The 26,455-nt window shown below is 66.3% G+C and carries 29 protein-coding genes and 1 riboswitch; of the genes, 14 read left to right on the top strand and 15 right to left on the bottom strand.

Features of this window, described 5'->3' with window-relative positions; genetic code table 11:
- The first annotated feature begins 133 nt into the window (after positions 1 to 133).
- The 3 genes from ABZ293_RS32100 (at position 134) to ABZ293_RS32090 (ending at position 2,637) form a co-directional block, all read left to right on the top strand.
- The gene (locus tag ABZ293_RS32100; protein ID WP_355186790.1) at positions 134 to 829 is read left to right on the top strand and encodes a WHG domain-containing protein; all 696 of its coding nucleotides are present in this window, start codon (positions 134 to 136) and stop codon (positions 827 to 829) included.
- Positions 830 to 1,027: 198 nt separating this feature from the next.
- A complete protein-coding gene (locus tag ABZ293_RS32095) occupies positions 1,028 to 1,633 on the top strand; it encodes a hypothetical protein (protein WP_355186789.1) in 606 nt (201 codons plus the stop codon).
- Between the two features lie 224 nt (positions 1,634 to 1,857).
- On the top strand, positions 1,858 to 2,637 hold the full coding sequence (locus tag ABZ293_RS32090) for an enoyl-CoA hydratase-related protein (protein ID WP_354957869.1): 780 nt from the start codon (positions 1,858 to 1,860) through the stop codon (positions 2,635 to 2,637).
- A 245-nt stretch (positions 2,638 to 2,882) separates the two neighbouring features.
- Here ABZ293_RS32090 and ABZ293_RS32085 read toward each other — a convergent pair whose 3' ends face one another.
- Positions 2,883 to 3,773, bottom strand: a complete 891-nt coding sequence (locus tag ABZ293_RS32085) for a LysR family transcriptional regulator (protein WP_355186788.1) — start codon at positions 3,771 to 3,773, stop codon at positions 2,883 to 2,885.
- Between the two features lie 82 nt (positions 3,774 to 3,855).
- Between ABZ293_RS32085 and ABZ293_RS32080 the strand changes: the two genes are divergently transcribed.
- Together ABZ293_RS32080 and ABZ293_RS32075 are read left to right on the top strand one after the other, a co-directional pair.
- Positions 3,856 to 4,464, top strand: a complete 609-nt coding sequence (locus ABZ293_RS32080; protein ID WP_355186786.1) for a UbiX family flavin prenyltransferase — start codon at positions 3,856 to 3,858, stop codon at positions 4,462 to 4,464.
- Positions 4,448 to 5,935, top strand: coding sequence for a UbiD family decarboxylase (locus tag ABZ293_RS32075; RefSeq protein ID WP_355186784.1), 1,488 nt, complete (start codon positions 4,448 to 4,450; stop codon positions 5,933 to 5,935). The genes ABZ293_RS32080 and ABZ293_RS32075 overlap by 17 nt, the downstream gene beginning before the upstream one ends.
- Positions 5,936 to 5,993: 58 nt before the next feature.
- On the opposite strand, the gene ABZ293_RS32070 is transcribed toward ABZ293_RS32075, so the two are convergent.
- Positions 5,994 to 6,629: a TetR family transcriptional regulator gene (locus ABZ293_RS32070; RefSeq protein WP_355186782.1), complete on the bottom strand. Its 636-nt coding sequence runs from the start codon at positions 6,627 to 6,629 to the stop codon at positions 5,994 to 5,996.
- Between the two features lie 117 nt (positions 6,630 to 6,746).
- Here ABZ293_RS32070 and ABZ293_RS32065 point away from each other — a divergent pair, with 117 nt between their 5' ends.
- From ABZ293_RS32065 to ABZ293_RS32055, 3 genes are read left to right on the top strand one after another with little or no spacing between them, the layout of a single operon-like run.
- Positions 6,747 to 7,253: a VOC family protein gene (locus ABZ293_RS32065; RefSeq protein WP_355186780.1), complete on the top strand. Its 507-nt coding sequence runs from the start codon at positions 6,747 to 6,749 to the stop codon at positions 7,251 to 7,253.
- Positions 7,244 to 8,734 (top strand): FAD-binding protein, encoded by a 1,491-nt coding sequence (locus ABZ293_RS32060; RefSeq protein ID WP_355186778.1) that lies wholly within the window; start codon positions 7,244 to 7,246, stop codon positions 8,732 to 8,734. Before ABZ293_RS32065 ends, ABZ293_RS32060 begins: the two co-directional genes overlap by 10 nt.
- Before the next feature lies 1 nt (position 8,735).
- Positions 8,736 to 9,608, top strand: a complete 873-nt coding sequence (locus tag ABZ293_RS32055) for a TIGR03619 family F420-dependent LLM class oxidoreductase (RefSeq protein ID WP_355186776.1) — start codon at positions 8,736 to 8,738, stop codon at positions 9,606 to 9,608.
- 7 nt (positions 9,609 to 9,615) lie between these two features.
- Here the strand turns inward: ABZ293_RS32055 and ABZ293_RS32050 are convergent, their stop codons facing one another.
- From ABZ293_RS32050 to ABZ293_RS32040, 3 genes are all read right to left on the bottom strand, one after another.
- Entirely contained in the window at positions 9,616 to 10,461 is an 846-nt protein-coding gene (locus ABZ293_RS32050) for a fructosamine kinase family protein (protein ID WP_355186775.1), read from the bottom strand.
- A gap of 244 nt (positions 10,462 to 10,705) precedes the next feature.
- Positions 10,706 to 11,485, bottom strand: coding sequence for a helix-turn-helix transcriptional regulator (locus ABZ293_RS32045; RefSeq protein WP_355186773.1), 780 nt, complete (start codon positions 11,483 to 11,485; stop codon positions 10,706 to 10,708).
- 131 nt (positions 11,486 to 11,616) lie between these two features.
- Positions 11,617 to 12,147 carry a pyridoxamine 5'-phosphate oxidase family protein gene (locus ABZ293_RS32040; protein WP_355186771.1) on the bottom strand — a complete coding sequence of 177 codons (531 nt, stop codon included), beginning with the start codon at positions 12,145 to 12,147 and terminating at the stop codon, positions 11,617 to 11,619.
- An 85-nt stretch (positions 12,148 to 12,232) separates the two neighbouring features.
- Between ABZ293_RS32040 and ABZ293_RS32035 the strand changes: the two genes are divergently transcribed.
- The gene (locus ABZ293_RS32035; RefSeq protein ID WP_355186769.1) at positions 12,233 to 13,327 is read left to right on the top strand and encodes a glutamate--cysteine ligase; all 1,095 of its coding nucleotides are present in this window, start codon (positions 12,233 to 12,235) and stop codon (positions 13,325 to 13,327) included.
- Here the strand turns inward: ABZ293_RS32035 and ABZ293_RS32030 are convergent.
- Entirely contained in the window at positions 13,321 to 13,785 is a 465-nt protein-coding gene (locus ABZ293_RS32030; RefSeq protein WP_355186767.1) for a DUF4383 domain-containing protein, read from the bottom strand. The two genes, ABZ293_RS32035 and ABZ293_RS32030, sit on opposite strands and share 7 nt — an antisense overlap.
- An 82-nt stretch (positions 13,786 to 13,867) precedes the next feature.
- Here ABZ293_RS32030 and ABZ293_RS32025 point away from each other — a divergent pair, with 82 nt between their 5' ends.
- Positions 13,868 to 14,665, top strand: coding sequence for a DUF72 domain-containing protein (locus ABZ293_RS32025; RefSeq protein ID WP_355186765.1), 798 nt, complete (start codon positions 13,868 to 13,870; stop codon positions 14,663 to 14,665).
- On the opposite strand, the gene ABZ293_RS32020 is transcribed toward ABZ293_RS32025, so the two are convergent.
- Complete coding sequence (locus ABZ293_RS32020) at positions 14,643 to 14,921, bottom strand: hypothetical protein (RefSeq protein WP_355186763.1); 279 nt, start codon at positions 14,919 to 14,921, stop codon at positions 14,643 to 14,645. The two genes, ABZ293_RS32025 and ABZ293_RS32020, sit on opposite strands and share 23 nt — an antisense overlap.
- A 179-nt stretch (positions 14,922 to 15,100) precedes the next feature.
- A riboswitch (TPP riboswitch) is annotated at positions 15,101 to 15,217 on the top strand.
- Between ABZ293_RS32020 and ABZ293_RS32015 the strand changes: the two genes are divergently transcribed.
- The 3 genes from ABZ293_RS32015 to ABZ293_RS32005 all read left to right on the top strand — a co-directional run bounded on the left by ABZ293_RS32015 (position 15,212) and on the right by ABZ293_RS32005 (position 18,698).
- The gene (locus tag ABZ293_RS32015; protein ID WP_355186761.1) at positions 15,212 to 16,582 is read left to right on the top strand and encodes a cytosine permease; all 1,371 of its coding nucleotides are present in this window, start codon (positions 15,212 to 15,214) and stop codon (positions 16,580 to 16,582) included. Its footprint overlaps the riboswitch before it by 6 nt.
- A gap of 141 nt (positions 16,583 to 16,723) precedes the next feature.
- Positions 16,724 to 18,157 (top strand): alpha/beta fold hydrolase, encoded by a 1,434-nt coding sequence (locus tag ABZ293_RS32010; RefSeq protein ID WP_355186759.1) that lies wholly within the window; start codon positions 16,724 to 16,726, stop codon positions 18,155 to 18,157.
- Between the two features lie 61 nt (positions 18,158 to 18,218).
- Positions 18,219 to 18,698, top strand: a complete 480-nt coding sequence (locus tag ABZ293_RS32005; RefSeq protein WP_355186757.1) for an LOG family protein — start codon at positions 18,219 to 18,221, stop codon at positions 18,696 to 18,698.
- A 51-nt stretch (positions 18,699 to 18,749) separates the two neighbouring features.
- On the opposite strand, the gene ABZ293_RS32000 is transcribed toward ABZ293_RS32005, so the two are convergent.
- A complete protein-coding gene (locus ABZ293_RS32000; RefSeq protein ID WP_355186755.1) occupies positions 18,750 to 19,088 on the bottom strand; it encodes a GNAT family N-acetyltransferase in 339 nt (112 codons plus the stop codon).
- A 3-nt stretch (positions 19,089 to 19,091) separates the two neighbouring features.
- On the bottom strand, positions 19,092 to 20,939 hold the full coding sequence (locus tag ABZ293_RS31995) for a DUF4173 domain-containing protein (protein WP_355186753.1): 1,848 nt from the start codon (positions 20,937 to 20,939) through the stop codon (positions 19,092 to 19,094).
- A gap of 31 nt (positions 20,940 to 20,970) precedes the next feature.
- Here ABZ293_RS31995 and ABZ293_RS31990 point away from each other — a divergent pair, with 31 nt between their 5' ends.
- Positions 20,971 to 21,603 carry a hypothetical protein gene (locus tag ABZ293_RS31990; protein ID WP_355186751.1) on the top strand — a complete coding sequence of 211 codons (633 nt, stop codon included), beginning with the start codon at positions 20,971 to 20,973 and terminating at the stop codon, positions 21,601 to 21,603.
- 28 nt (positions 21,604 to 21,631) lie between these two features.
- On the opposite strand, the gene ABZ293_RS31985 is transcribed toward ABZ293_RS31990, so the two are convergent.
- The 6 genes from ABZ293_RS31985 to ABZ293_RS31960 form a co-directional block, all read right to left on the bottom strand.
- Entirely contained in the window at positions 21,632 to 21,754 is a 123-nt protein-coding gene (locus tag ABZ293_RS31985; protein WP_355186749.1) for a hypothetical protein, read from the bottom strand.
- Between the two features lie 189 nt (positions 21,755 to 21,943).
- Positions 21,944 to 23,050, bottom strand: a complete 1,107-nt coding sequence (locus ABZ293_RS31980) for an ATP-binding protein (RefSeq protein ID WP_355186747.1) — start codon at positions 23,048 to 23,050, stop codon at positions 21,944 to 21,946.
- On the bottom strand, positions 23,047 to 23,748 hold the full coding sequence (locus ABZ293_RS31975; protein WP_355186745.1) for a response regulator transcription factor: 702 nt from the start codon (positions 23,746 to 23,748) through the stop codon (positions 23,047 to 23,049). Before ABZ293_RS31975 ends, ABZ293_RS31980 begins: the two co-directional genes overlap by 4 nt.
- Positions 23,749 to 24,118: 370 nt before the next feature.
- Positions 24,119 to 24,424, bottom strand: a complete 306-nt coding sequence (locus tag ABZ293_RS31970) for a hypothetical protein (protein WP_354957905.1) — start codon at positions 24,422 to 24,424, stop codon at positions 24,119 to 24,121.
- A gap of 401 nt (positions 24,425 to 24,825) precedes the next feature.
- Positions 24,826 to 26,028: a lipid-transfer protein gene (locus tag ABZ293_RS31965; protein ID WP_355186743.1), complete on the bottom strand. Its 1,203-nt coding sequence runs from the start codon at positions 26,026 to 26,028 to the stop codon at positions 24,826 to 24,828.
- A complete protein-coding gene (locus ABZ293_RS31960) occupies positions 26,021 to 26,443 on the bottom strand; it encodes an OB-fold domain-containing protein (RefSeq protein WP_355186820.1) in 423 nt (140 codons plus the stop codon). Before ABZ293_RS31960 ends, ABZ293_RS31965 begins: the two co-directional genes overlap by 8 nt.
- Positions 26,444 to 26,455 lie beyond the last annotated feature (12 nt).

Genomic DNA, 26,455 nt, shown 5'->3' with positions numbered 1-26,455 from the left:
CTGGCGTTCTTCATTCAGAACAGTGTTCTCGGGATGATTCGACAGTAAGCGAGCACAGCGTTTCCCGTCAAGAACAGTGTTCTCTTAGTTGTCTACTGTTCTCCTATGGCTTCCCGTTCTCTACACTGCGGATATGTCCGCCGCATCCCTGCGCGCCCGCGTCCGCACCGAAATGATCGAGGAAATCAAGGCCACCGCCCGGAAGCGGCTGGCCGCCGACGGCGCCGGACTCTCACTGCGCGGAGTCGCCCGCGACATGGGCATCGTCGCCTCCGCGCTCTACCGCTACTTCCCCAGCCGCGACGACCTGCTCACCGTTCTCATTCTGGAAAGCTACGAATCGCTCGGCAATGCCGCCACCCGCGCGGCCGAAGCCCGGCCGACCGGCGACCAACGCGGCCGCTGGCTTGCCGTCTGCACGGCCGTGCGGGACTGGGCCACCGCCAATCCCAGCGAATACGGCCTGCTCTATGGCAGCCCCATCCCGGGCTACGACGCGCCCCGGGACACCATCGCGCCCGCCGCCACCGTCGTCCTACTGCTCGCCGACATCGCCGCCGATGCCGAAAGCGCTGGCCTGCTACGGCCCGCGCCACTGGCCACGCCGCTGCCCAACTCTGTGCGCGGCGATCTCCGCATCCTCATCGACGAGCAGCAGTCCGGGCTGCCCGAAGAGGTGCTCGACCGCGTATTCCTCGGCTGGACACAGCTTTTCGGGCTCGTCACCTTCGAGATCTTCGGCCGCCTCGACGGCACCATCACTGCCGTCGGCGACTACTTCGAACACCAGATGAATCTCATCGCCGACCTGATCGGCCTGCCCGCCTGACCTTCAGGCAATCGGCTTGTCGGCAACCCGCACGGGTTCCGCGTCGACAGCAGCGCCCGATTCTTTGTACTTCCAACTGTGAGATAGCAAACACCACGACTGTGGCGTCCCGGGTGAACCAAATGGTTGCGGTAGTTCGTAGTACGGGGGACGAGATGCGGTGTGCACCTCATCGATCAGCGACGGAGGATCCGAAATATGAATTCAGCCAAACGAATCCAGCGTGCCGCAGTGCCGCTCGCCGCTGCTGCGGTCGTTCTCGCAGGTCTGCTCAGCGCCTGTGGTGGCGACAAAGGTGCCGAGGCGACGGCGACGACGTCCTCGACCGCGACAGCCGCAGCCACAGCAGCGCCCGCAGCGGGACAGGCCGCCGCAGTAGCGAAAACGCAAGGCTGGCTGAAGATCTACGGCGGTGCGGCCCCGGCCGGGACCGCGAACGCGGTGCAACTCCAGGTGACCAGCAACCCGAGCGTCGGAAAGTTTGTTTCGGACGGATCCGGCCGGTCGCTGTACCGGTTCGACAAGGACACCGCGACGCCATCGGTATCCAATTGCTCCGGGCAGTGCGCCGTGACCTGGCCGCCGCTGACCGTTGCCCGCGATCAAGCGCTCTACGCCTCGGGCGTCGACCCCCAACTCGTCGGGTTCATCGAACGTGCCGACGGCGCATGCCAAATCACTATCGGGGGTTGGCCGGTGTACTACTTCTCGAAAGACACCAAACCAGGCGATCTGCTGGGCCAGGGTGTCGGTGGAACGTGGTTCGCGGTGGCTCCGAATGGCGGCAAAGCTCTGAGCAAATGATCACAGCGGCCCCCGGCGTCGAAGCGGGGGGCCGTACCAGATCGGTCCGGCCTGGTTTCGGCCATTCGGAGACCTGAATTCGGTGTGCTTCGGCAACGAATTGCGACGGGTGGCCGTAACAGGTACGTCGGTGGGCATGGCGATGGGGTCGGCCGACAACAATGCGGGGTCTCGATCACTCGCGAGGTGTCGTCTCCTTGCCTGTGGAGATCTACGGTGGAGGTATGACCGCCTTGGAGTATCGGCATGTGCTGGTCGCGCGGGACGGCGACACGGTGCGCATCACCATGAACTGGCCGGAGCGGCGCAATGCGCTGTCGAGCGAGCATCTGGCCGAACTGCTCGCCTCGTTCCGGGCTGCGGGCGAGACCGACGCCACCGGGATAGTGCTCGGGGCGCGTGGTCCGGTGTTCTCCGCGGGACATGATTTCGCCGACGTCGCCGCGCGCGACCTGCTCGGCGTGCGGGAACTGCTGACACTGTGCACGGAGCTCATGTCCACCATCGAGTCGGTGCCGCAGGTGGTGATCGCTCGCGTGCACGGTCTGGCCACTGCCGCCGGCTGCCAGCTGGTAGCCTCCTGCGACCTGGCCGTCGCCGCCGAATCGGCCGGTTTCGCGCTTCCCGGCGGCAAGGGCGGCTGGTTCTGCCACACTCCCGCCGTGCCGGTGGCGCGCGCGGTCGGCCGTAAACGCCTGATGGAACTCGCCCTCACCGGCGACCCGATCGATGCCCGCACCGCCGAACAGTGGGGCCTGATCAACCGAGCGGTGCCAGATGCCGAGCTCGACACTGCCGTGGCCGAGTTGCTCGCCCGCGCTACCAGGGGCAGCCGGGCCAGCAAGGCACTCGGCAAACGCACTCTCTACCGCCAACTCGACCGCCCCGAAGCAGATGCCTACGCCCTCGCCTTGGAAGTCATGGCTGCCGCCGCCCAACTCCCCGGCGCCCGCGAAGGGATGGCGGCCTTCCTGGCGAAGCGCCCACCCGTCTGGCGTGATTAGCGCCGCCAGGCGGATCCTCGCCCGGCAGCGGCTGCCATGTTTCCTCGCCGCGGGAACCCAGCAGGCGCAGTTCACTCAGTGAAATCCCGCCCGGCCCGTTGGCACCGGAGACGATTGCCAGATCGCCGGCGGTGCCCGAGATCTCGATCCGGGTGCGCCCATTGGTCACCTTGGAGTCGTTGTCCTCGACGGACTCAGGAACAGCAACCATTCCTAGCGCGCAAGGGTTTGCCACCCGCCCCCGATCAGAGCTGGGCTACCAGACGCGCTAATTCGGTGGCGTGAGCGGAAGGATTGTCGCGCCGCCAAACGAGCAGGACCCTGGCGTCGGGCATGCCCGTGAGTGGCACGAACGCCACGTCGGGGTGAGAGAAATGGGTAGGCAGGGCCGCGGTGGTGACGAATACGCGGTCGCCGCGCGCGACGGCACTGAGCATCTCCGGTTCGGTGCAAGCAGTCCCCGAATCGCGCGGGATGGGACGGCCCGACGGGGTCGTCGATGGCGGCCAGAACTCGTCGGCGAACTCCGGCGGGACGTTCGCATTCGGTCCGATAACTCGCAAGTCGGCCAGATCCTCGATGTCGAGCCGCGGCCGGGCCGCAAAGGGATGAGAGCGGGCGATCGCCAACAGTCGGGGGAAGATCGCGAGCTGCGGGCCGACGATCAGATCGGGCTGCCGCACCGGAGCAAGGCAGATCTGGATGTCGATCTCGGCGCGGCGCAGCGGGCCGAAGATGTCGGTCCACGGGACCTGAACCAGCGAAACCGCGTAGTCAGGGTAGCGGTCCCGGAAGTGGGCCACCGGCACGTCCAGTGTCGTGACGTACGGCCCGAGGAATCCGATACGCAAGCCCAGTGCGGCTGCCCGCGTGGCGGCGAACGCGCGGCGCAGATCATCGAATGCCGGACGCACGCCCGCGAGTAGGTGCTCGCCGAGCGGATTGAGAGCGACTCGTCGGCTGGTCCGCTCAACCAGTCGGCGGCCCACGCGACGCTCGAGCGAGCGGAGTAGTTGACTCACGCGAGGCTGCGACAGGCCGAGACGCTCCGCTGTACGTCCGAAATGCAGTTCCTCGGCGAGAGTAAGAAAGACTTCCATCTCAGCGGGATCGACGCGATTGACGTCCACGATCATCAACCTATCCATTAGCTCCGTTTATCGAAACCCCCATTTTGACTGTTGATCATCGTTGGGAATTCGCAGGAAGCTGGTTCAGGTGAGCAGTTCGAAGCGTTTGGTGGTCGGGATCAGCGGCGCAACCGGAATCGTCTACGGCATAAGGGTTTTGGAGTTGGCCCGCAAAGCGGGTGTGGAAACGCATCTTGTCGTGAGTCCGGCCGGCCAGCAGACCAGAGCATACGAGACCGGTTTGAGTGCAAGGGATCTCGCGGCTATGGCTGAGGTGACCTACCGCCCTGCCGAGATCGGCGCGGCCATCGCCTCCGGGTCGTTTCGCACCGACGGGATGATCGTTGCGCCGTGCTCGATCCGCACCTTGTCGGCCGTCGCCCATGCCGATAACGACAACCTGCTCACTCGGGCCGCTGATGTCACGCTCAAGGAGCGCCGCCGGCTGGTGTTGATGGTCCGCGAGACTCCGTTGACACTCGCGCACCTGCGTGCGATGACGGCCGTCACCGAGATGGGCGGCATCGTCATGCCGCCCGTGCCAGCGTTCTACCTCGACCCGCAATCGGTGGCCGACATCGTCGACCACAGTGCGGGACGCGCACTGGATCTACTGGGCATCGAAGTACCCGACCTGCCCCGCTGGGGAGAACACCCGAACATGTTGAAGGGAACCACCGTTGACACACCTGCGTAGTCTGCGCGAATTCATCGCGGAACTGGAACGCATCGGCGAACTCCAACAGATCGACCGTGAAGTCGACTGGAATCTCGAGATCGGCGCGATCATCCGTCGCTCCTACGACCTGCGTGCGCCAGCGCCGCTGTTCACCAACATCACCGGCTACCAAGGCACCGGATTTCGGGTGCTCGGTGCCCCGGGTGCACTATCGGGAGAAGGTCACCCGCTCGCACGAATTGCCTTGGCGCTCGGGCTGCCCGCCGACGCCACCGGGCAGGACATCATCGAAACAATCGTCGCCGCGCGGAACAAACCAGGCATCCCACCCCGGGTCGTCCCCGCCGCGAATGCGCCGTGCAAGCAAAACATCTTGCGGGACAACGACATCGACCTACTGACCTTCCCGACCCCGCTGATACACGGCAACGACGGCGGCCGCTACATCCAAACCTACGGCATGAACATCGCCAGGACCCCCGACGGATCGTGGACGAACTGGTCTGTCAACCGCATGATGATCGCCGGTCGCAATACGCTGGCCTGCCTCATCCCCGGACCGCAGCACCTGGGCATCATCCGCGCTAAGTGGGCGCAGGAAGGCAAACCGATGCCCATCGCCCTCGCCCTCGGCGTCGAGCCCGGACTCCCCTTCGTCGGCGGGATGCCGCTGCCCGAGGGCGTTGACGAATCCCACTTCCTGGGGGCACTGTTCGGCGAGGGCATCGAGGTAGTCCCCGCCGAAACGGTCGATCTGCATGTCCCGGCCACCGCCGAGATCGTCGTCGAGGGTCACATCGCCTTCGACGAGACCGTCATGGAGGGGCCGATGAACGAATACCCCGGCTACAACGCCATGGAGCAATCACTGAAGCCGGTCTTCCACGTCAGCGCGATCACCCACCGCGACGGCGCCATCCTGCCCGTCGTCGCCGCCGGCCCGCCGGTGGAGGAGGACCACACCGTCACTGGCACCATGCACGCTGCCGAGATCCTCCACCAACTCCGCGAGGTCGGGCTACCGATCGCCTCCACCTGGTTCTCCTACGAGTCGGCGATGCACTGGCTGATCGTCTCGGCGCGCTCGGACTGGCACGAGACTCTTCCGATTCCCTCCGCCGAATTCGCACGCAAGGTCGGTGAGGTGGTCTTTGCCGGCAAAGCCGGGTTCGGTGTGCCGAAAGTGCTCGTGGTCGAGGACGATGTCGACATCGCCGACGTCAAGGATGTCGTGTGGGCCTTCGCCACCCGCGCCCACCCCGAACACGGCGAAGTCCACTTCCCCGCCGAACCACACGTCCAACTGTCGGTCTACCTGTCCGAGGTCGAGGCGCACTCCTACCGCGCCGGGAAAGTGGTCTACAACTGTCTGCTCGCCGACCTCTTCAGCACCGAAGACCGGCCGGTCAAAGGCAGCTTCGCCAACGGCTGGCCTACCGATGTCCAGCAACGGGTCCTCGCGAACTGGCACGACTACGGATACCGCTGACATCCTGATACGGCGCAGTCGCGACCACTGATGTCCAGTTCGATCCCGAACAGAAATTCTATGCGCCACCGGGTGTCGCCTGGTGGACCGGCACGGTGAGCATGGCGACGATCATGTCGATGATTTCGGCCGCATCGCTGTCCGGGTCCGCGGTGCGCACACCCGCTTCCAGCGCACGTTCATAGTCGGCGATCAAGGCGAACATCACCGTTGCCATGGTTTCCAGGCGTTGGCGGCGTCGGCGGGGTGGGAGTTGTGCGAGGGCCGCGTCGAGGCGGGTGGCGATGATGCGCACGGCGGCGCGGTCGGCACCGGCGAGGCGGCGGGCGTCGGCGACCACGGGGTGGGCGCGCACCACTTCGAGGAAGCGGCCGTAGTGGGTGATCCGCGGTGTGCCGATGAGTTCGAGGATGGGTGCGGTGAGCATGGCGACCAGTGTGTGGATCTCGTGTGCGGTGCCGTCGGCCTCGTGCTGGGCGAGCAGACCCATGCGGCGGTCCTCGAGCCAGTTCATGCGGCGTTCGACAATGGCCTCGATCAGCCCGCCGCGGGAGTCGAAGTAGTAGTGCACCGCTGAGTTGTTGCGCTGGCCCGCGGCCGCCGCGATATCGCGCAGCGGGACGTCCACGCCGCGTTCGGCGATGAGTCGTTCGCCCGCGTCGAGCAGCGCGGCACGCGGATCCTCGGTGGCCATGTCAGAACTGTACTAAATCCGGGTATTGACGATGTTAAGCATCAGTGATTAATTGGTCGTGCGTACCGGCTTTTTTTGCGAATCCGACGAGTCGCTGGGCGGAGTTGAGGTGATCCGATGACCATCGCGCGGGGTCCGATCTTCCAGCTGTGCTGGGTGGTGCGCGATATCGATGCAGCCCGACGGGAGTACACCGAGCGCTATGGCGTCGCCGAGTGGTTCACCATCCCGGATGTGCACTTCGGGCCGCAGGCATGCGAATTGCGTGGCGCGCCAGCCGATTACACGATCACCGTGACGCTGGGATATGCGGGCGGGCAGCAATTGGAGCTGATCGAGCCGAAATCCGGGATCAGCCTGTACTCCGAGCATCTGGATACGGTGGGGCCGGGACTGCATCACATCGCGTGGGTGCCCGAGGACTATGACGCGGCGCTGGCCGAGGCGAGGACGAACGGGGCGGAAATCCTCGCACGGGGTGCGTTCGAGGGTGTCGGAATGGAATTCACCTATCTCGATGGCGGTGCGCTCGGTTCGACCGTTGAGCTCATGCGGTTGTCGGCGGATATGAAGGCGATGTTCGATTACCTGATCCCGGAGGGTTATTCGAATCCATGGGCCTAGGAATCGAACTCCCCCAGCTCATTACCGGCCCGGTCGAATGGGACGCCATCGCGGATGTGATCGTGGTCGGCTTCGGGATCGCGGGAGCGTGCGCGGCGATCAGCGCGGCCGAAGCAGGCGCGCGGGTACTGCTGCTGGAACGTAGCAGCACAGCGGGCGGGGCGTCGGCACTGGCGGCGGGACACTTCTATCTCGGGGGCGGCACACCGGTGCAGTCGGCAACCGGACATGCCGACAGCGTCGAGGCGATGATCGCCTATCTCGAGGCGGTCACTCCGGAGCCCGACGCGGCCAAGATCCACGCGTACTGCACCGAGAGCGTCGCGCATTTCGATTGGCTGGAGGCGCACGGGATCGAGTTCGAGCGGTCGTTCTATCCCGGGAAGTCGGTGGTGCAGCCCGGAACCGAGGGGCTGATGTGGACCGGCAACGAAAAGGTGTGGCCCTACCGCGATCAGGCGCACCCGGCACCGCGCGGGCACAAGGTGAACGCGCTGGCCGAGCGCGGCGGGCAGCAGGTGATGGCGGTGCTCACCGAGCGGGTCCGGGAGTTGGGTATCGAGGTGCGGTACGAGACCGCGGTGCGCGAGCTCGTCGCCGACGCGCATGGGCGGATCGTCGGGGTGCACTGGCGCCACGGTGCGGCCGCCGGAGTAGTGGTGCTCGCTGCGGGCGGGTTCGTGATGAATCCGGAGATGCTCGCCGCCTACAGCTCGCGATCGGCCGAACACTTTCTGCCGCTGGGTGTGCCATCCGATGACGGGCTCGGCATTCGGCTCGGGCAGTCGGCGGGCGGCGCCGTCACGCGGATGGACGGGGTGTTCCTGACCGCGTCGTTCTATCCCCCGGCCGATCTGCTGTACGGGATCATCGTGAACAAGGCCGGTCGGCGGTTCGTCGCGGAGGATTCCTATCACGGGCGGACAGCGGGTGCTGTTGTCGCGCAACCGGATTCGACGGCCTATCTGATCGTGGACAGCAAGCATATGGGGTGGCCGGAGCTGCCGATGGTGAAATTCATCGACGGCTGGCACCGGGTCTCGGAGATGGAAGCGGCGCTCGGTATCCCCGATGGCGCCCTGCACAGGACCCTGACCGGGTACAACACCGCGGCGGTCGAAGGACGCGATCCCGAATTCGGCAAGCATCCCGACTGGCTGACCCCGTTGACCGAAGGCCCGTGGGGTGCCTTCGATCTCACGCCGGGCCGGGCCACCTACGTCGGATTCACTCTCGGTGGACTGTGTACCTCCGTCGACGGTGCAGTGCTGCGCGCCGACGGATCGGTGATCTCCGGGCTGTACGCGGCGGGCGCCTGCGCCTCGAATCTGGCACAGGACAGTTCCGGCTATGCCAGCGGGACGTGTCTCGGCGAGGGGTCCTACTTCGGACGCCGCGCCGGTGCGCATGCGGCTGGCATATCGGGGGCGGCACCGAACAGGGCGCACCGCGCCGAAAGTACCGGGATGGAAGGCGATTGACATGCGATTCACCTATGCCGAGACAATGACGGATCCGACCTACTATGTGCCGCTGGCGCAGGCCGCGGAGGTGGCCGGGTATACGTCGATGACGATTGCCGACAGCGTGGCCTATCCGAAGGAATCCGACGCGACCTACCCGTATACCCCCGACGGCAGCCGGGAGTTCTTGGAGGACAAGCCGTTCATCGAGGCATTCGTGCTGTCGGCGGCCATTGCGGCGGCCACCACGACACTGCGCCTGACCCCGTTCGTGGTGAAGCTGCCCATCCGTCCGCCGGTGCTGGTGGCGAAACAGGCCGCCTCGATCGCGGCGTTGAGCGGTAACCGGTTCGGTTTCGGCGTCGGTATCAGCCCGTGGCCGGATGATTTCGAGATCATGGGTGTGCCATTCGAACATCGCGGCGCACGGATGGACGAATGCATCGATATCGTGCGCGGTCTCACCGCGGGCGGCTACTTCGAATTCCATGGGAAGTACTACGATCTGCCGCCCATCAAGATCAGCCCGGTGCCCACCGAGCCGATCCCGATCCTCATCGGCGGACACAGCGGCCCGGCCTTGCGGCGCGCGGCCCAGCGCGGCGATGGCTGGATGCACGCGGGCGGCGACCCGGCCGAATTGGACCGGCTGCTCGCAAAACTCGATACCCTGCGCGCCGAATACGGCACCCGCAAGGACTTCGAGGTGCACGTCATCTCGCTGGACGGCTTCACCGTGGACGGCGTGAAACGGTTGGAGGACAAGGGTGTCACCGATGTGATCGTGGGCTTCCGCTATCCGTATACGACCGAACCCGATACCGAAGCGCTGGACACCAAGATCGCGCACCTGTCGCGGTTCGCGGAGAAGGTCATCGCGAAAACGAGCTGATACGGCGCTATGCCGCAAGCGCGGCGGCGGCTGCGGTGAGCGTCTGGCTTCGGTAGCCGCCGCCGAAGAGCACGACGTGCACCAGCAGCGGGTGCAGTTGATGCAGCGGGATGCGGGCGCGCCAGCCGTCGGCCAGCGGGTCGATTTCGTGGTAGGCACCGCGGATTCGGTCCAGCTGCGGTGCACCGAACAGGGCGAGCATCGCGAGATCGGTTTCGCGGTGACCGCCGTGGGCGGCGGGGTCGATGAGCAGTGCGCGGTCGGCGGTCCACAGCAGGTTGCCGGACCACAGGTCACCGTGGATGCGGCTGGGCGGTTCGCTCGGACCCGCCAGGGTTTCGATCTCGTCGATGACGCGCTCCAGCAGGCGAATACCGTCGCGGCCGAGGTCGGGGGCGGCGCGCGGAAGGTATGGGGCGAGGCGATGGTCGGCGTACCAGCGTGCCCATGAGCCGTCGAATCGGGTGTTGTCCAGCGGCAGGTCGGCGATCCAACCTGCCCAGGGCGCGCCGAACGATCCCGGCGAATTCGCGTGCAGCGCGGCGAGATCGCGGCCGAAACGTTCCGCGGCGGCCGTCGTCGGGGCGGCTCGGGACAGCCACGGCAGCACCAGCATCCGGTCGTCGACCGCGAGCACTTCGGGCACCAATTCGGGCACCCCGACCGCGAGCCACCGAAGCCCCGCCGCCTCCGCCCGGAACACCTGCGCCCGATCGAGCGCGGCCTTGACGAAGACTTCCCGGCCATCGGCGAGCACGGCCCGATGCAGCGTCCACGAATGACTCGACCCCACATCGGTCATCGCGCGCACCGGGACGCCGAGCAACTCCGCGAGCCGCGCCGACTGCTTCACCTGGCCTGCTCTCAACTCGTTCCCCGCCCGAACTCCCGGTTCCGATGCGTCGTGTTACGCACCGGGAATCACTTCCACCGGACCTCGTTCAGCGCGCCGAGGCGCCCGCGCCCGTACCGCCCGAGCGACTCCCAGTTCCGCGCCGCAGTTTCGGATACGTCGGAATGGTCTTCGACTTCACCAGCATCTGGGATCGTATGCGACTGCATCCCATGCGTTCCCACGATTCGATCGGCGCGCCGGATCATCGGGATGCCGCGGTGAGGCGCTTCTTGGTTTCCTCGTCAGCGGGGAAGAACGATTCGATCGCCAGTTCGGCGACGGTGACGTTCATCGGGGTGCCGAAAACGGTGGTGACGCTGATGAACGACAGTTCGTGGTCCTCGTGACGCAGGCGCAGCGGCACCACCGATTGGTCGGGTTCGGGCAGCGCGAGATCTACTTCGCCGCCCGGATATCGGCGCAGTTCGTCACGGAGCTCGATCAGTTCCGGCGCGCCGGTGACCTCGATTTGGCGGGCCAGGCGCTCGAAAATGTGGCCGCGCCATTCGGCGAGGTTGATGATGCGGCTGGCCATACCGTCGGGATGCAGGCTCAGGCGCAGCGCGTTCACCGGTGCGGTGAGCAGCTTCGAGTCGATACCCGCCAACAGCAGTGCGACACCGGCATTGGCGTCGATCATGTTCCAGCCCTGGTCGATGGCCAGCGCCGGATACGGTTCATGTCCGGCCAGGATCTGGCGCATCGCGCCGCGCACCGCGTCCATCGCCGGGGTATCCAGGTCGGGTTCGGCGTAGGCCGGAGCGTAACCGGCCGCGAGCAGCAGCCGGTTGCGTTCGCGCAACGGGATCTCCAACTGCTCACACAGGTGCACGACCATGGTGCGGCTCGGATTCGCGCGACCCGTTTCGATGAAACTCAGATGGCGCGCGGAGGTTTCGGCGCGCCCGGCTAATTCCAGTTGGCTGAGCCTGCGCTCGAGCCGCCAGTGGCGCAACAGGTCACCGGCTGTCTGCGTACTCACCCTGCCGATCCTACGAACCGCACGGCTCAGAAACGATTACCTCGCCGGTAATAGTCGACGCTGCGATCACGGCCTCGCGGGGATCTCGGCGGGAGCTATACCCCGTGGACCGCGACGGCAGGGGGCGAGACTCAGAACCGCCAGCGGGTCGCACCGCCCGGTTCCACCGTCGACAGGGCGGTCGCGGTGCGCGCGGTCACGCGGTAGACCTGCCACGGCGGCGGGCCCGCAGAGGGGGCACTGTAGGCGGCGGTGAGTGCTCGGCCGGTGTCGTCCACGCGGGCGGGCCAACCCGCACCGACATAGCGCCGCGCGATATCGGCGACCAGCGTGGTGTCGGTGACCTGGGTGGCGGTGCCATCGAGCACCAGGTCGAACTCATGGGTCGATACGCTCACCGAGCAGCGCGGATCGCGGGCCAAATTACGGCCCTTGCGCGTGCGTGCGCCGGTCACGAACCAGAAGGCGCCCCCGACCCACAGCGCGCCGACAGCGGTCACATGCGGGCTGCCGTCGGGGTTGATCGTGGTCAGCCAGCAGGTGTGCCGGTCCGGGCCATTGCTGCCGGGGCCTTGTTCGATTCCGCCGTCGAGCCGTTTTCGAATATCGGCCCAGTCGAGCGGCGGCAACTCGTACAGGTCTGCGAGATTGGTTGCGTCCATATCGGTAGGACGATCCGGATATCGGAAATTCATCGACGCTGGCCATCGCGATCGACGCGCGCACCGCGCGCAGTAAACTCCAGGAATGGACGCGGCCTCGCCGACTGTTGGCGTGGAGGAGGAGTTCCTGCTGGCGGAGCCGATCAGTGGCGCCCCCAGCCCGCGCAATGTCGAAGTTGCGACGGCCGCGGCCGAGATCGGGATCGATCTGCAGTTGGAGCTGACGCGCTGTCAGGTCGAAACCAATACCGCGGTGCACACCCAGACCTCGGAATTGCTCGATGAATTGCGTCGACTGCGCACAGCTGTCGCGGGTTGCGCGGAAAAGCATGGCGCGCGCCTGCTCGCCGTCGCGGTGCCGCCTGCCGTGCCAGACGCTTTTCCGGTCACCGACACCCCCCGCTACCGGCGCATCGAGCGCAATTTCGGCATGCTCGCACATGAGCAGGGATTATGCGGCTGCCATGTACACGTCGGGGTGCCGAATCGAGAAACCGCCGTGCAGGTCGGGAATTATCTGCGACCCTGGCTGCCGGTATTGCTGGCATTGACGGCCAATTCCCCGATCTACCGCGCCACCGATACCGGATACGCCAGTTGGCGCAGCATTATGTGGCGACGCTGGCCCAGCGCCGGTCCCCCACCCTTTTTCGACTCCATCGCGGACTACGACGATATGGTCGAGATGATGCTGGCCAGCGGCAGCATTCTCGATACCGCGATGGTGTACTGGGATGTTCGGCCCTCGGCGACATTTCCTACCGTCGAGGTGCGCGTCAGCGATGTGCCGGCGACCGTCGAGGAGACGGCGCTATTGGCCACGCTGATTCGCGCCGGGGTCGTGATGGCGCAGCAGGACCGGCGGCCCCCGCCGCGGGTATCTGCAGAACTCTTGCGCGCCGCGTATTGGAAGGCCGCCCGGTCCGGCCTGGACGGCGCTGGCCTCGACACCCTGACCGGGCGTCCCTTTCCGAACCACACACTGCTCGCTCGGTTGATCGACTATGTCGGCCCGGCACTCGAGCAGTCCGGCGACCTGGACTTCGTCACCGATACCGTCGAGGCGGTCGTGGCGCGCGGCAACGGTGCCCGCCGCCAACGCGCCGCGCTACACGCGCACAACGATGTCATCGATGTCATCGACACCCTCGCCGCCGCAACCCTCGAAGGCTGTTACTGAGACGTGCCGAAGACCGGGCGCAATCCACCGTCGCGGATGGCCTGAACGGCGACCAGCGCCAATAGCGTCGCGCCGGTCACCAGGTGCTCGATCGCGTCCGTCACATGGCTCGGGAAGCTGAAGACCAGCACACGGTGCGAGAACAGCGCCCACACTCCGACCGCAAATCCGCCACCCGACCCGGCGATCACGCAGTACCAGGCCGACCACGATTTGCGGGTCGCGGCTATCAGCGCGGGCCCGAACAGCAATAGCCCGGCCACCGCGTGCCAGCCGTTGTAGTCCATGCCGAGCACCGGTGTCGCCGGAGCGTGTTCACCGAGTTCGAAACTGGGTTCGGCGATCCACCCCGCGATCGCCCATGCGATATGCACCGCACCGAGCACGAAGACAGCCCACTGCAGAAAACTCCACTGCGCCAACGCTATTCGACGCTCGACTACCGACTGTGCCCGCATCGCGCCCTCCCGATATCTTCTACTACATAGCGTAGTTGATATAGCAGTCCCGGGAAAGGGATGCGCGTGCTTCGATGGAGATATGCCCCTGCTCGTCGGCACATCGGGTTGGCAGTACCGCGACTGGCGCGGCGTCCTGTATCCGGCAGAACTGCCGCAGCGGCTGTGGCTGGAGTGCTACGCCGCGGGATTCGCGACCGTCGAGAGCAACAGCGTCTTCTATCGACTGCCGAGCACCGAAACCTTCGCGTCGTGGCGGGACCGGACACCGCCCGGATTCTGTTTCGCGGTCAAGGCCAGTCGCTTTCTCACCCATATCAAGCGGCTGCGCGAGCCCGAGGAACCCGTCGCGCGGCTGTTGGCGCACGCATCCGGACTGAGCGAGAAGCTGGGTCCGGTGCTGCTGCAACTCCCACCGACGCTGCGCGCCGATCCGGCACTGCTCGACACCTGTCTGCGCTGTTTTCCAACCGACACGCGGGTCACCGTCGAACCACGACACGAGTCCTGGTGGAATGCGGAAGTCCGTGCCGTACTTGCCGAATGCGGTGCCGCGCTGTGCTGGGCCGACGCCGATTCCCGCCCGGTCACTCCGCTGTGGCGCACGACGGACTGGGGCTATCTGCGACTGCATTCCGGACGCGCGACACCGCCACCGCGCTACGGCCGCACAGCACTCACGAGTTGGGCGCGCCGCCTGGCCGACACCTGGTCGGACCGCGAAGACGTCTTCGTCTACTTCAACAATGACCCGGGCGGCGCCGCGGTCCACGATGCGGTCGCCTTCGCGCACGCCGCGAAAGCAACCGTCACCCGTACCCCAGACCTCGCGCAACCAGCAAGCGCGGCAGCGGGTTTCAGCCGACCAGGGTATTCATAATGGTGCCCGCACTGGATGCGATGACGCCGCCGAGCATCGCTCCGGCGAGCATCTTCGGCGAGTCGTAGGTGCTGTTGTTCCACTTCTCCCACGCGAAGCGCCCGCCCGCGTAGGTGATGCCGCAGACGCCCGATAGCATCACCAGCCAGGTCAGGTAGCGGACCATCTGGAGAATCTTGTCCGAGTTGGGCGGTGCCTCCGGCGTCGGATTGTCGATTTGGGCCAGTACGGTCTCGTGCACAGCGATCAGGATCATGGCGCGTCTCACTCCAGGGTCGGCGGGCGATGAGCAGCAGATAACCGGGCGATAACCAGATCGGTAGCGACAGTATGGACGCTCGCCGCGATTTTCGTGGGCGGACCGCGGAACCTGTCTGGAATGTCCGAAGGCCGGGCCGGGCGCAGCCGCGGACCGGTGTAACATTTCGCCCGAACAAACCCCAGCGCGGGAGCTCGGGCACGGCCGGGCTGAGAGGGCGGACCCCATGCTTCGCCGACCGCATGAACCTGTCCGGGTAATTCCGGCGTAGGGAGAGCGGTACCGGGATGTCTGCATCCACCCTTGATCGATCCGAGCGGCGCGAAGCTCCGCTGACCCTGGACCAGCCCGCACCGAAGGTGCTCTCGTTCTGGGATCAGAGCGCATTCTGGGCGAACCTCGGCGTCAGCCTGATCGCCTTCTCCGGCGCCTACACCGTGCTCGCGCCGAATACCGATGGCGCGGCCCAGATCTCCATCGCCGCAGGCATTCTCGCGATGATCATCGGAACGGTCGTCGGCGGACTCATGCTCGGCCTGGCCGCGGTGCCGGGCGCGAAAACCGGCAAACCCGCAATGATGTTGCTGCGCGGTCTGTTCGGCGCCAAGCTCAGCTATCTGCCGACGGTGCTCAATATCGCCCAGCTGATCGGATGGGGCACCTTCGAGCTGATCGTCATCGGCGATGCGGCCGAGGAGTTGTTCCACGGTGGGCCGCACTGGGTTTACGTGGTCGCCGCGGGAGTGCTGACGACCATGTTGACGATCTGGCCGTTGGGCTCGGTGCGGATGCTGCGCCGATTCGTGACCGTCGGTGTGGTGATCGCGCTGATCTGGTTCTACATCCAGTTCGTGCGGGCCGGCCTGCCCGACCTCACCACCAACCCGGGCCCAACCGGCGACGGGCCGTTCGGCGTCGACTGGAACCTGTTCTGGATCGCCACCGACGCGGCGCTGGCCGTGTCCATCTCCTGGGTCCCGGTCGCCGCCGACTACACCCGGCATTCCCGCAGCACCGGTGCGGCATTCGGTGCGGCCAGTGGGGCGTACGCGGTCACCCAGATCGTCGCGTATGTATTGGGACTGTTCGCGCTGGCACTCGCCTCCAGCGATAGCGGGGTGTACTCGCCGTTCCTGAATGTGAGCCTCGGCGCGGTGTTCTTCTTCATCTTCGTCTTTCGTGAGGCCGACCAGTCGTTCGCGAATGTGTACTCCACGGCCGTCTCGATCCAGAACCTCGCGCCACGGGTCGACCGGCGCGTGCTGTCGATCGGTCTCGGCGTCCTGATCACACTGTTGGCGCTGCGGCTGAATATGGCGAACTACTTCGGTTTCCTGGGTCTGATCGGATCGGTGTTCGTGCCGCTGCTCGGGGTCCTGGTCGCGGACTTCTTCCTGCGCGCGAAGGGACAGTGGAATACCGAGGCGAACGCCCCCTCTCGCTGGGGCATGGTTTTCGCATGGCTGGTGGGACTTTCGGTGTACCAGCTGATCAACCCGGGTGACGCAGGCGTGTGGACGCACTTCTGGGTGGACGTGCAGGAGAAGGTGCACTTCACCAAGCAGGCGTGGATGAGTGCGTCGCTGTTGTCGTTCCTGGCCGCGGTGGTGGTCGCCTGGTTGCTCGGACGGCTTGCGGTATTGCGCAAATCCGCCTAGCAACGCCGAATTCGCTGGGGCCCACTGCGGCTCTGCTGATCTCATACGATGGCGGTTGACGCGTCGCTGATCTCGTTGCGGCGCAAAACTTTCTGATCACGCAATCTTGCGCGCCCCGCAAGTTTGCGTATCGTGAATGGCGTGGCATTCGTACTCGGGTTGCGCGAACGCAAGAAGCTGGCGACTCGAGAGGCGCTGGGGTTCGCGGCGCTGCGGCTGGCGGTCGCGCACGGGCTCGACAATGTGCTGGTCGAGGACATCGCGGCGGCGGCGGGCGTCTCGCCACGCACATTCAACAACTACTTCGCCAGTAAGTACGAGGCCGTCTGTTCGGTGGCGGTGGATCGGGCACGGCGGATCGCGGACGGATTGCACGATCGTCCGGCGGCCGAATCGCTGTGGCCCGCTGTCATTCACGCGGTACTCGCCGAATTCCGCGATGACGAACCGCCCGATCCGGCCTGGATCCGCGGCATTCGGCTGATCACCACCGAGCCCGCATTACAGGGCGAATATCTCAAGGCGCAAGCCGTCATCCAAGAGGCCATCGCGATAGCCATTGCCGAACGCACCGGCCGCGACCCGCATTCCGATATGTTCCCGCGGATCATGGCTGGCGCCATCGCGACGGCACTGCAGGTCGGTACCGACCGCTGGGTCGATGCCGACCCACCCACCGCGGCACTGCCCGTCATCCGGGAAGCGTTGCGGCAACTGTCCTTCTTACCAGGAGCCTTTCCCATGGACATCCCCACCGACCACACCCTCACCTTCCCCGGCGCCACACTCCACTACGAGATCCGCGGCACCGGGCCCCTGCTGCTGCTCATCCCCGGCGGCAACGGCGATGCGGGAAGCTTCGACCGGATCGCCAAACGACTCGCCGACCGCTACACCGTGGTCTCCTACGATCGGCGCGGCTTCTCCCGCAGTCCCGAGGACGGTGCGACCGACCATCGCGTCGAACTCGACGGCGCCGATGCTGCGGCCCTGCTCACCCACCTCGGCGACCAGCCTGCCGCGGTACTGGGCAGCAGTTCCGGCGCCGTCGTCGCACTCGAATTGCTCACCGCACATCCAGAACTCGTGCATACCCTCATCGCACACGAACCACCGCTGGCGACCGTGCTCCCCGATGCCGACAAGTGGCTCACCTTCTTCGACGAGGTCTATCGCACCAGCAAGTCCGAGGGGCACCTCGCCGCAATGAGCCGCTTCGCCAAGGGCGTCGGGCTGCACCGGCCGCAACACGATCCGACCGAGGAACCCAGCCCCGAGGTCGCGGCGATGACCAAGCGCATCCAGCAGAACATGATGTTCTGGATGGAGCACGAAATGCGCCAGTACATCCGCTACACACCGGATCTCGACGCGCTGCGCGCCGCGGCGGACAAGCTGGTCCTCGCCGTCGGTCACGACTCCAAGGACACCTTCCCCGCCCAGCCCAACGCCGTGCTCAGCGAAAGCCTCGGACTCGACATCCTGGAATTCGCGGGCGACCACGTCGGATACAATTCCGCCGCCGAAGACTTCGCCACCCAACTCGATACGCTGCTCACCGAGCGCGCACACTGACTTCTTCATGCGCGGCGCGCGTGCCCGCCGAACCAGATCACTCGCAACTATCGTCGACGCCATGGCTGGTCACACACCCCTACAGGTCGCGGTATGCGGACCACGTGACTGCACCGACACCGAGGCCGGATGGGCCCAGGAGGTCGGGCGACTGCTCGCGACCGCCGGTGCCACCGTGCTCTGCGGCGGCGGCACCGGCGTCATGGCCGCGGTGGCCGCGGGTGCCGCCCGCGCGGGCGGTCTCGTCATCGGTATCCGCCCCGACACCGACCGCTCCGGCGCCTGCCCCGGCCTATCCGCCGTCCTCTACACAAATATGGGCGAGGCCCGCAATGCCATCCTCATCCACTCCGCCGACGCCGTCATCGTGATCGGCGGCTCCTGGGGCGCCCTCTCCGAACTTGCCTTCGCGCGCCACCGCGGTGGCATCCCCGTCGTCTCTCTCGGCGGCTGGCAACTCCACGATGCCGCCGGAAACCCCATAGCGGCAGCACAACTCGCCGCCGATCCGGCCGATGCCGTCCATCGCGCGCTCAATTAGGCACCGGCGACCCGACGTCTTGTCTCGCCATGCTCGGTAACCACAGATCCGCTATCGCCCCGGCGGAACCGCTCGCCGAAAGGCTTGGCGTGGACCGCCTTCCGGGCCAGGGGCGACCACTTCAGCCGGGGTGAAGCCGAGGGTGTCGTAGAACGCGCGGGCGGCAGGAGCGGGATGCCCGAGCCCGAAGGTGATGACCTCGATGGTGGCGGGAGGTTGCACGAATCTGCGCAGCGCCTCCGTTAGCAGTGCACGGCCGACACCGCGGCCACGTGCCTGTTCCGAGACCACGAGCCAGCGGACATGGTAGGTCGGGGCCCGGCGGGTACCGAACAACAACCCGCCGACAACATTCGATCCAGAGGATGCGATGACTGCCGTCCCGCGCACGACCTAACGGGCGTTCGCGCGGGACAGGTTCCATCCCTGCCACGTATCTTCTTCGAGGCGACGGCGGATCGCGCCGAGCACTTCACTGCGCTGCGGTTCGGGAAGTCGCTCGACGGCCGGGACGATATCGGGTGAGAGCCCTCTCAGATAGGCCGTGTCGAGGTTCTTTCCGTGCTGCCAGCGATCGATATTCCGCTCCGCGACAATGCCTTCCGGATTGAGGATGGACAGGACGAACAGGGTCGCCATGGCCGTGCCGATGGCGGCGCGCGGCACCCAGCTGCCATTCAGTCGGAGCGCGGCCGCGATCATCAGCAGGTAGACCAGGCCCAGCCAGAGTTCGCAGACCTCGACCAGCAAACGCATGACGGTGAAACCATAGGCCTGCTGGTAGGTCCACATGCGGCCGAGCGCGGAGGCGACGATGATCAGTGACAGCACGCTGATCGCGCAGAGCAGGATCCGCAGCCAGGCCCGATCCGCAGCGCAGTCCCGTGCGGCCCAACGCAAGACCACGGCGATGACAGCCAGCGTGAGCACGCTGACGATCGAGAGCTGCCAGAATCCGCTGCGTGCGTATTCGGCGTAGGTCAAGTTCGCGGTGCGCTGCACATAGGCGTCGCCACCGAACAGCGCGACGAATTGGACGATGACGAAGACCGCGAATAGCACCGTCAGCGCGCCGACCGGCAACGCCCACTCCAACCGCCGCAGGCTGCCGCCCCTCGATTCCCCTGTCGCCGCGGCACGCGGACCCGCCAGCAAATACATCGCCCCGATGCTGCCGAATCCGACTGCGACGAACGTGAAAATCCACCGCATCACCGATTCCGCGTCGACCTGGGGTGTCACCGCCGACAGCAGTTTCGCGAAAGTCGCATCGGCACCACCCAGCAGAGGCACGAAAACTGCCAACAACGCCAGCGTCACCGCCACCGACATCCCGACCCGCCACGACCGCCGTGCCGTACCGTCACCGATCCGGCCGAACGCCGAATACACCCAGGGAATGCCCGAAATCGACTCGATCGGCACCGCGATCACGTCATACCAGGCCCCATGCACCGACCGCCGCCCGACAACCGCCAACGACCCGGCCACCCCCGCCCCCACCACACACAATGCGAACAACCACCCCGCACCCCGAACAGCCCCCACCCCTAGCAATACCAACGCCAACGCCACCCACCAAACCCGCCCCCAATTCCCCTGGAGCACACCAAATCCCACTCCAGCCTTTGAATCAGCCCGGTCCACTCCGCCATCGACACCGTCGGACCGACGACTCCCGGTCACCGCCGAGGCCGACCGCCCGGTACCTCGCTCCGCCCCGTCAGCAGCGAGCAACAACAATTCGCCCGAGTCGGACAAATCCGCTGTCCGCGGGATGCCACCGCCGGCCCCAGCCACCTGCGCAGGACTTGCATCACCCTGATCCGACTCCGCACCAATACCTTCGGACCGCAGTTCACCGCCATCACCAGCAGCGCTCGACCATCGAGCACTCGGATCGGCCCAATCCGCCGCCGCATCGACACCTTCCGGTCGAACCCGACCGCTGACAGTCGCCGAGAAAGCGGTAGATGATGGCTCCGCCGGTGCCAACGGATCCGGTATCGCCCCGGTTGCCCCGGCAGTATCGCGCGCTGCGGCAGCCCGGCGTGCGCGGCGATCCACCGTGAATACCGCGGCTGCGGCGACCGAACCAGCCAGTAGCCAACCGATTCCAGGGCGATCCAGTGGAATCAGCGCTGCGCCCGCGAGTCCGGCGATTCCCGCGGCGGGTAGTACACCCGGCGGGCAGGCGACGCGCCGCCGTCTCGACACCGGCGCCACCCAAGGGGTTGGCATATCAGATCGGGATCCGGGCGGATACGGCCGCATGGGTGGCATCGGCGCCAGCGGTCGCGACGCACTCGGCGACGGATGCAACGCACTGGGTGGCGCACCCACCGACCAGGCCGACGCGGCCTCCCACGGATTCGGCACACTCGGCGACGCACTCACCGACCAGGCCGACTCAGCCACGGTCGAAACCGATGCGCTCGAAGAAGCACCCACCGCGTTCGGCGAAGTGCCCGCGGGCGCGCTCGACGACGAGTCCGGAGTTTGCGGCACGACCTCGGGCGCATCCGATTCCGTTCGTGCCACCGCCTCTGGCTTTGCACTGGGTGTATCCGGCATCCGCTCGGTAGACGACGCAGCCGACCCCTCGACGGATGCGTGCGCGGCCGGCACCGAATCGCCCTCGGGCTCAGCCGAGGTCCGCAGATCGTGCCCGATCGGTGATGCCGTCGACTTCGAAGACGGCGTGCTCTGGTCGGCCGGGGTCGACGGATCTGCTTCGGCACTGCGCCTTCTGTATCGGCGCGTCACTCGACGAGGTTGCCCCGGCTCCGCACCCTTGATCGACTCGGGTTCGCTTGTCGCCGCGTCCGCTGCGAGCTTCGACGGTGGTGCGGGATCTGCTGCGTCCGAATGCGCTTCGGCAACGGATTCGTTCGGCGATACCTGAGCCGATGGCGCCGGTTCAGCCGTATTGGTCAACGCATCGACAGTGCCAGGTGCGACAGCATCAGGTGCAGCAGCATCGGGTCCGACACCATCGGATGCGACCACACCAGGTGCGGGAGCGTCAGGTTCAATACGATCGGGTCCGGCAGCATCGGACGCGACAGTTGCCGACTCGACATGGGCGCTCGGCTCATTCGGCGATGCCGTGATCGAATCCGGTTGCGGTGAATCACTCGGGGTGGGTTGATCTGACAAGGGTGTCCCTTCCTAAAGATATGCGGGATCAGCCCGGATGGTGCTCCGGGTCGCGGCGAGTGTGGGTGGGTGAGTTGGTGGTCGGGTCAGCGGGCCGGGAGGACCACGCGGATACGGGAGCCGGGGTCGGCGACGGCGATGGTGCCGCCGTGCAGGTCGACTATCCAGCGGGAGATGGCCAGGCCCAGGCCGGTGCCGCCGCCGTCGGTGCGGCCGCCGCGAGTGAAGCGGTCGAATATGGTGGCGCGCTCAGCGATAGGTATGCCGGGGCCTTGGTCCTGGACGTCGATGACGAGATTGCCGCGGTCGGATCGGGCGTCGATGCGGACCTCGCCACCGGCGGGGCCGTGGCGGGCGGCGTTATCGAGCAGGTTGAGCAGCACCTGATGCAAACGTGCACGGTCTGCGAAAACGCTTGCGGTGCTCGGTTGCACGTCGGTGCGGAAGCGCACGCCGCGCCCGAGCGCCGCCGTCATCACCTCGGCCTCGGCGACCACCTCGGCCAAAAGCGGTGTGATGTTGAGTTGTTCGCGATCCAGTGCCCGGGCACCGGATTCGATGGTGGACAGGTCGAGCAGTTCGGAGACGAGCAGGCCGAGCCGTTCGGTTTGCGCGAGTGCGGTACGCAGGGTTTTGTCATCGGGGGTGGAGACACCGTCGACCATGTTCTCCAGCAACGCATTCAGCGCGGTGATCGGGGTGCGCAGTTCATGCGAAACATTGGCGATCAGGTCGCGGCGCTGTTGGTCCGCGGCGGCCAGATCGGCAGCCATCTGATTGAAGGCCACCGCCAACTGTCCGACCTCGTCGCGGGAACTGGCGCGCACCCGGCGGGTGTAGTCGCCGTGCGCCATCCGTTTTGCCGCGGCCGTCATCTCCCGCAGCGGCCTGGTGGTGCCGTGCGCGAGGATCTGCGAGGTGACCAGCGCGATCACCGTCGCCGCGATCGTCGTCTTCGGCGGCAACCAGCCGATCCGCAGCCGGAAGAACCCGAACGCCACCCCGGCCGACCCCAGCATCAGAATCGCGAATTTCAGCTTGATCGATTTCACCGGATCCAGCGGACGCGGCAGCACCTCCGCCACCGCGTCCGATATGCCCCGCAGCCACCGCGCAACCGCCGCGCTGCCGGAGACCGGAGCCTCGTCGCGCCCACCGCCTCGCATCGAATCGTTTCGCGATCCCACACTCATCGCGCCTCCAACGCATAGCCGACACCGTGCACCGTGCGGATCAGGTCTGCGCCGAGCTTGCGGCGCAATGCCTTGACGTGACTGTCGACCGCCCTGGTTCCCGCCGCGTCGGCCCAGTCCCAGACCTCTTCGAGCAGGCGTTCGCGGGCCAGCACCACGCGGGGGCGGCGCGCGAGGCGGGTCAGCAGGTCGAATTCGAGCGGGGTGAGCTGGGCTTCGATATCGGCGCGCCAGACCCGGCGCTGATCGACGTCGATGCGCAGGTCGCCGACGATGATGCTGGTGCCGTCGCGTTCGACGGCCCGGTCCATCCGGCGCAGTAGTGCTTGGACGCGGGCGGCCAGCACGCGCAGGGAGAACGGCTTGGTGAGGTAGTCATCGGCGCCGACCCCGAGGCCGATGAGCTGGTCGGTTTCGTCGGTGCGCGCGGTGAGCATGAGGACCGGTATCGGACGCGCGGCCTGGATGCGGCGGCACACCTCGAGGCCGTCGAAGCCGGGCAGCATGACATCGAGTACGACCAGATCGGGTGCCATCGCCTCCGCCGCGGCAACGGCGCCGGGACCGTCATGGGCCACATCGACGGTGAACCCCTCCGCGCGCAACCGCGCCGCCACCGATTCTGCAATGGTCACCTCGTCGTCGACCACCAGAATCCGTCGCGCCCCCGACCCGCTGACCGCCACGTTCTGTTCCATGAACCGAAACCCTAGCCACCCGCTGTGGAGAGAAGCCGCACCAATTGTGGAGATTCCGTGTGCACGCCCGGACCACCATCGATCACCTGACAACCGCCGACGTCGTGGTCACCTGGGGGCCAGCCGCGGGATCGGCGCGATCCATCACGTCCACGGTGGCATCAATCTCGCGGGAGCGAGCGCGTCACCCCACGACGAGATGAGCGAACGTGCCCGCGCCGATGCTCCGGTCGAATCGGCTTCGGACCTAGCGGTACTCGTTGTGCCTGGCGTCGAGATCCAATGTGGCAAGTCATATCGCGTCGACCACGCCGCTCGGGTCCTCGTGGTGGACCAGACCGCACCGGAAGCTGAGCCGGTCACCTGGCGCTCACGTCCAGAGCACAGCGATGAACACGTTGAGAATCGCCAAGCCACCGGAGGCATGGGTCATCCACGGCACCGCCTTCCCGCGCTTCGCATCCGCCCGACCGATCTCGGCAAACGCGGCGACCAGTACCGAAATGACCAGTTTGGTGCCGATCTTCGCCATATTCGGATCCTTGCCGAGCGAATCGATCGAATCGGCCATCCCCACCAGGATCAAACCGGTGACGATCTGCGCCCGCGCGCCCCACACCATCAATTCGGAAACGGCGGGCTGACCGGCGACATATCCGCCGACGACCGCCGCCATACCGAGCAGGTGCGCGACGACCACAACGTTGTAGACGACTTCTGACACGCTCACGTTGCAAACTCCCCACTGTTCGGGTGACTGTACGAAGTTCTACCGCGCTGGAGTTCCGGCACGCCACTCGGATCGGTGGCTGTCATGGCTGATCACCGCGCGCGAAGGTGTGGTCGTCATCCGCGCTCCGGGATCAGACAGTCTGATCAACAAGCGCGGCGATTCCTGCCCCGCAGCGCCACCGAATCGCTGAACCTCATCATCGGTGGCGAAAACGCCTGCAACGCGGACCACCATGCCCGCCGGAACTATCCCGGACGCATCAACCACAGCACCCTCGATTGACCTGGACCACGAAAACCCGGGCCTGGCCCGGGTTTTCGGAGAGTGCCCAAAGACCCGCGATGTCAGCGGGTGGCGATGACGGCCGAGCCGTGGCCGAAGAGGCCCTGGTTCACCGCGATACCCGCGCGGGCGTTGTCCACTTGGCGGCCGTCGGCCTGGCCGCGCAGCTGCCACGTGAGCTCGCAGATCTGGGCGATGGCCTGCGCGGGGATCGCCTCACCGAAACAGGCCAGGCCGCCGCTGGGGTTCACCGGCACGCGTCCGCCCAATGTTGTTGCGCCGCTGCGCAGCAGTTCCTCCGCGCCGCCCGTCTCGCAGAGCCCGATGTCCTCGTACCAGTCCAACTCCAGCGCGGTGGACAGGTCGTAGACCTCCGCGAAGGACAGGTCGGCGGGACCGAGCCCGGCCTCCTCGTACGCGGCGTGCGCGATGGCGGAACGGAACGCGCGGGGCGGGGCCTCGACGGCCACAGCGGAATCGGTCGCAAAATCCGGCAGGTCGAGAACGGTTTTCGGGAATGTCGGCGTGACCGTCGACAGCGCCCGGATGCGGACCGGGTCGGCGACGCCGTGCCGACGCGCGTACTCCATCGACGTCAACACCAGTGCGGCCCCGCCGTCGCTGGTCGCGCAGATGTCGAGCAGCCGCAGCGGGTCCGAGACGATCGCCGAGGCGGCGACCTCCTCGACCGAAACCTCCTTGCGATAGCGGGCATATGGGTTGTTCAGGCCGTGCCTGGCGTTCTTCACCTTGACCGCGGCGAAATCGTCGAGCGTGGCACCGTGCAGCGCCATCCGGCGGCGGGCATACAGCGCGAAATAGATGGGATTGGTAGCGCCGAGCAGGTGGAAACGCAACCAGTCCGGATCATCGCGGCGCTCACCGCCGACCGGCTGGAAGAAGCCCTTCGGGGCGGCATCCGCACCCACCACCAGCGCCACGTCACACAACCCCGCCAGGATCTGGGCGCGTGCGTTGGCGATGGCCTGTGCACCGGAGGCGCAGGCGGCATAGCTGCTCGAGATCTGCGCACCCGACCAACCCAGCGCCTGAGCGAAAGTCGCGCCCGAGACGAAACCGGGGTATCCATTGCGGATGGTGTCCGCGCCGGCGATATAGCCGACGTCGAGGTGGTTCACCCCCGCATCGGCCAGCGCCGCACGGGCGGCGACCAGCCCGTATTCGACGAAATTGCGCCCCCACTTGCCCCACTGGTGCATACCCGCACCGAGCACGGCAATGTCGCGATCATTCGTGTCAGTCATTGACCGGCCTCCACATCCACACCGTGTGCTCCGCTTCCTCGTCGGCGTACAACGTGCCGAGAGTCAATTCGACCGGCATGCCGACGGCCAGGTCGTCCACCGTGAGACCGCGCACGACCTGCCCGAGAATCACCATCTGCTCGACCTCGAGCTCCACTGCCGCAACGACATACGGCTCGAATGGATCGGGCGAGACATAGGGCGCCGGAGGTTTGTACCGGGCATCCGCATACGACCAGATCCGCCCACGTGTGGAAAACAGATACTCGACGAGCTCGGAGCCATCCTTCGGACCGGAACACTGTGGATTTCGACAGGCCAGCGTATTCCGCGGGAAATACGGTGTGGCGCAATCCTTGCAGCGACTTCCCTTCAGACGCACCACACCGTCGTCCGCAGTGAACCAGTCTGCCACGGCGGGCCGTTG

It is taken from the genome of Nocardia sp. NPDC005998 (assembly GCF_040614395.1).
Classification (GTDB): domain Bacteria; phylum Actinomycetota; class Actinomycetes; order Mycobacteriales; family Mycobacteriaceae; genus Nocardia.
The sequence above is the reverse complement of the archived record's forward strand: the minus strand, read 5'-3'. Positions and strand labels throughout refer to the sequence as shown.

What these genes read in the sequence shown, in the direction of transcription:
- ABZ293_RS32030 (WP_355186767.1), bottom strand. Translation starts at nt 13,785, where the DNA reads ATGCGGGCACAGTCGGTAGTCGAGCGTCGAATAGCGTTGGCGCAGTGG.
- ABZ293_RS31995 (WP_355186753.1), bottom strand. Translation starts at nt 20,939, where the DNA reads ATGCCAACCCCTTGGGTGGCGCCGGTGTCGAGACGGCGGCGCGTCGCC.
- ABZ293_RS31965 (WP_355186743.1), bottom strand. Translation starts at nt 26,028, where the DNA reads ATGACTGACACGAATGATCGCGACATTGCCGTGCTCGGTGCGGGTATG.
- ABZ293_RS32035 (WP_355186769.1), top strand. Translation starts at nt 12,233, where the DNA reads ATGGACGCGGCCTCGCCGACTGTTGGCGTGGAGGAGGAGTTCCTGCTG.
- ABZ293_RS32060 (WP_355186778.1), top strand. Translation starts at nt 7,244, where the DNA reads ATGGGCCTAGGAATCGAACTCCCCCAGCTCATTACCGGCCCGGTCGAA.
- ABZ293_RS32065 (WP_355186780.1), top strand. Translation starts at nt 6,747, where the DNA reads ATGACCATCGCGCGGGGTCCGATCTTCCAGCTGTGCTGGGTGGTGCGC.
- ABZ293_RS32090 (WP_354957869.1), top strand. Translation starts at nt 1,858, where the DNA reads ATGACCGCCTTGGAGTATCGGCATGTGCTGGTCGCGCGGGACGGCGAC.
- ABZ293_RS31985 (WP_355186749.1), bottom strand. Translation starts at nt 21,754, where the DNA reads ATGCTGCCGGACCCGATCGTATTGAACCTGACGCTCCCGCACCTGGTG.
- ABZ293_RS32085 (WP_355186788.1), bottom strand. Translation starts at nt 3,773, where the DNA reads ATGATCGTGGACGTCAATCGCGTCGATCCCGCTGAGATGGAAGTCTTT.
- ABZ293_RS32025 (WP_355186765.1), top strand. Translation starts at nt 13,868, where the DNA reads ATGCCCCTGCTCGTCGGCACATCGGGTTGGCAGTACCGCGACTGGCGC.
- ABZ293_RS32040 (WP_355186771.1), bottom strand. Translation starts at nt 12,147, where the DNA reads ATGGACGCAACCAATCTCGCAGACCTGTACGAGTTGCCGCCGCTCGAC.
- ABZ293_RS31980 (WP_355186747.1), bottom strand. Translation starts at nt 23,050, where the DNA reads ATGAGTGTGGGATCGCGAAACGATTCGATGCGAGGCGGTGGGCGCGAC.
- ABZ293_RS31970 (WP_354957905.1), bottom strand. Translation starts at nt 24,424, where the DNA reads ATGGCGGCGGTCGTCGGCGGATATGTCGCCGGTCAGCCCGCCGTTTCC.
- ABZ293_RS32095 (WP_355186789.1), top strand. Translation starts at nt 1,028, where the DNA reads ATGAATTCAGCCAAACGAATCCAGCGTGCCGCAGTGCCGCTCGCCGCT.
- ABZ293_RS31975 (WP_355186745.1), bottom strand. Translation starts at nt 23,748, where the DNA reads ATGGAACAGAACGTGGCGGTCAGCGGGTCGGGGGCGCGACGGATTCTG.
- ABZ293_RS32100 (WP_355186790.1), top strand. Translation starts at nt 134, where the DNA reads ATGTCCGCCGCATCCCTGCGCGCCCGCGTCCGCACCGAAATGATCGAG.
- ABZ293_RS32055 (WP_355186776.1), top strand. Translation starts at nt 8,736, where the DNA reads ATGCGATTCACCTATGCCGAGACAATGACGGATCCGACCTACTATGTG.
- ABZ293_RS32020 (WP_355186763.1), bottom strand. Translation starts at nt 14,921, where the DNA reads ATGATCCTGATCGCTGTGCACGAGACCGTACTGGCCCAAATCGACAAT.
- ABZ293_RS32070 (WP_355186782.1), bottom strand. Translation starts at nt 6,629, where the DNA reads ATGGCCACCGAGGATCCGCGTGCCGCGCTGCTCGACGCGGGCGAACGA.
- ABZ293_RS31990 (WP_355186751.1), top strand. Translation starts at nt 20,971, where the DNA reads ATGGGTGGCATCGGCGCCAGCGGTCGCGACGCACTCGGCGACGGATGC.
- ABZ293_RS32015 (WP_355186761.1), top strand. Translation starts at nt 15,212, where the DNA reads ATGTCTGCATCCACCCTTGATCGATCCGAGCGGCGCGAAGCTCCGCTG.
- ABZ293_RS32005 (WP_355186757.1), top strand. Translation starts at nt 18,219, where the DNA reads ATGGCTGGTCACACACCCCTACAGGTCGCGGTATGCGGACCACGTGAC.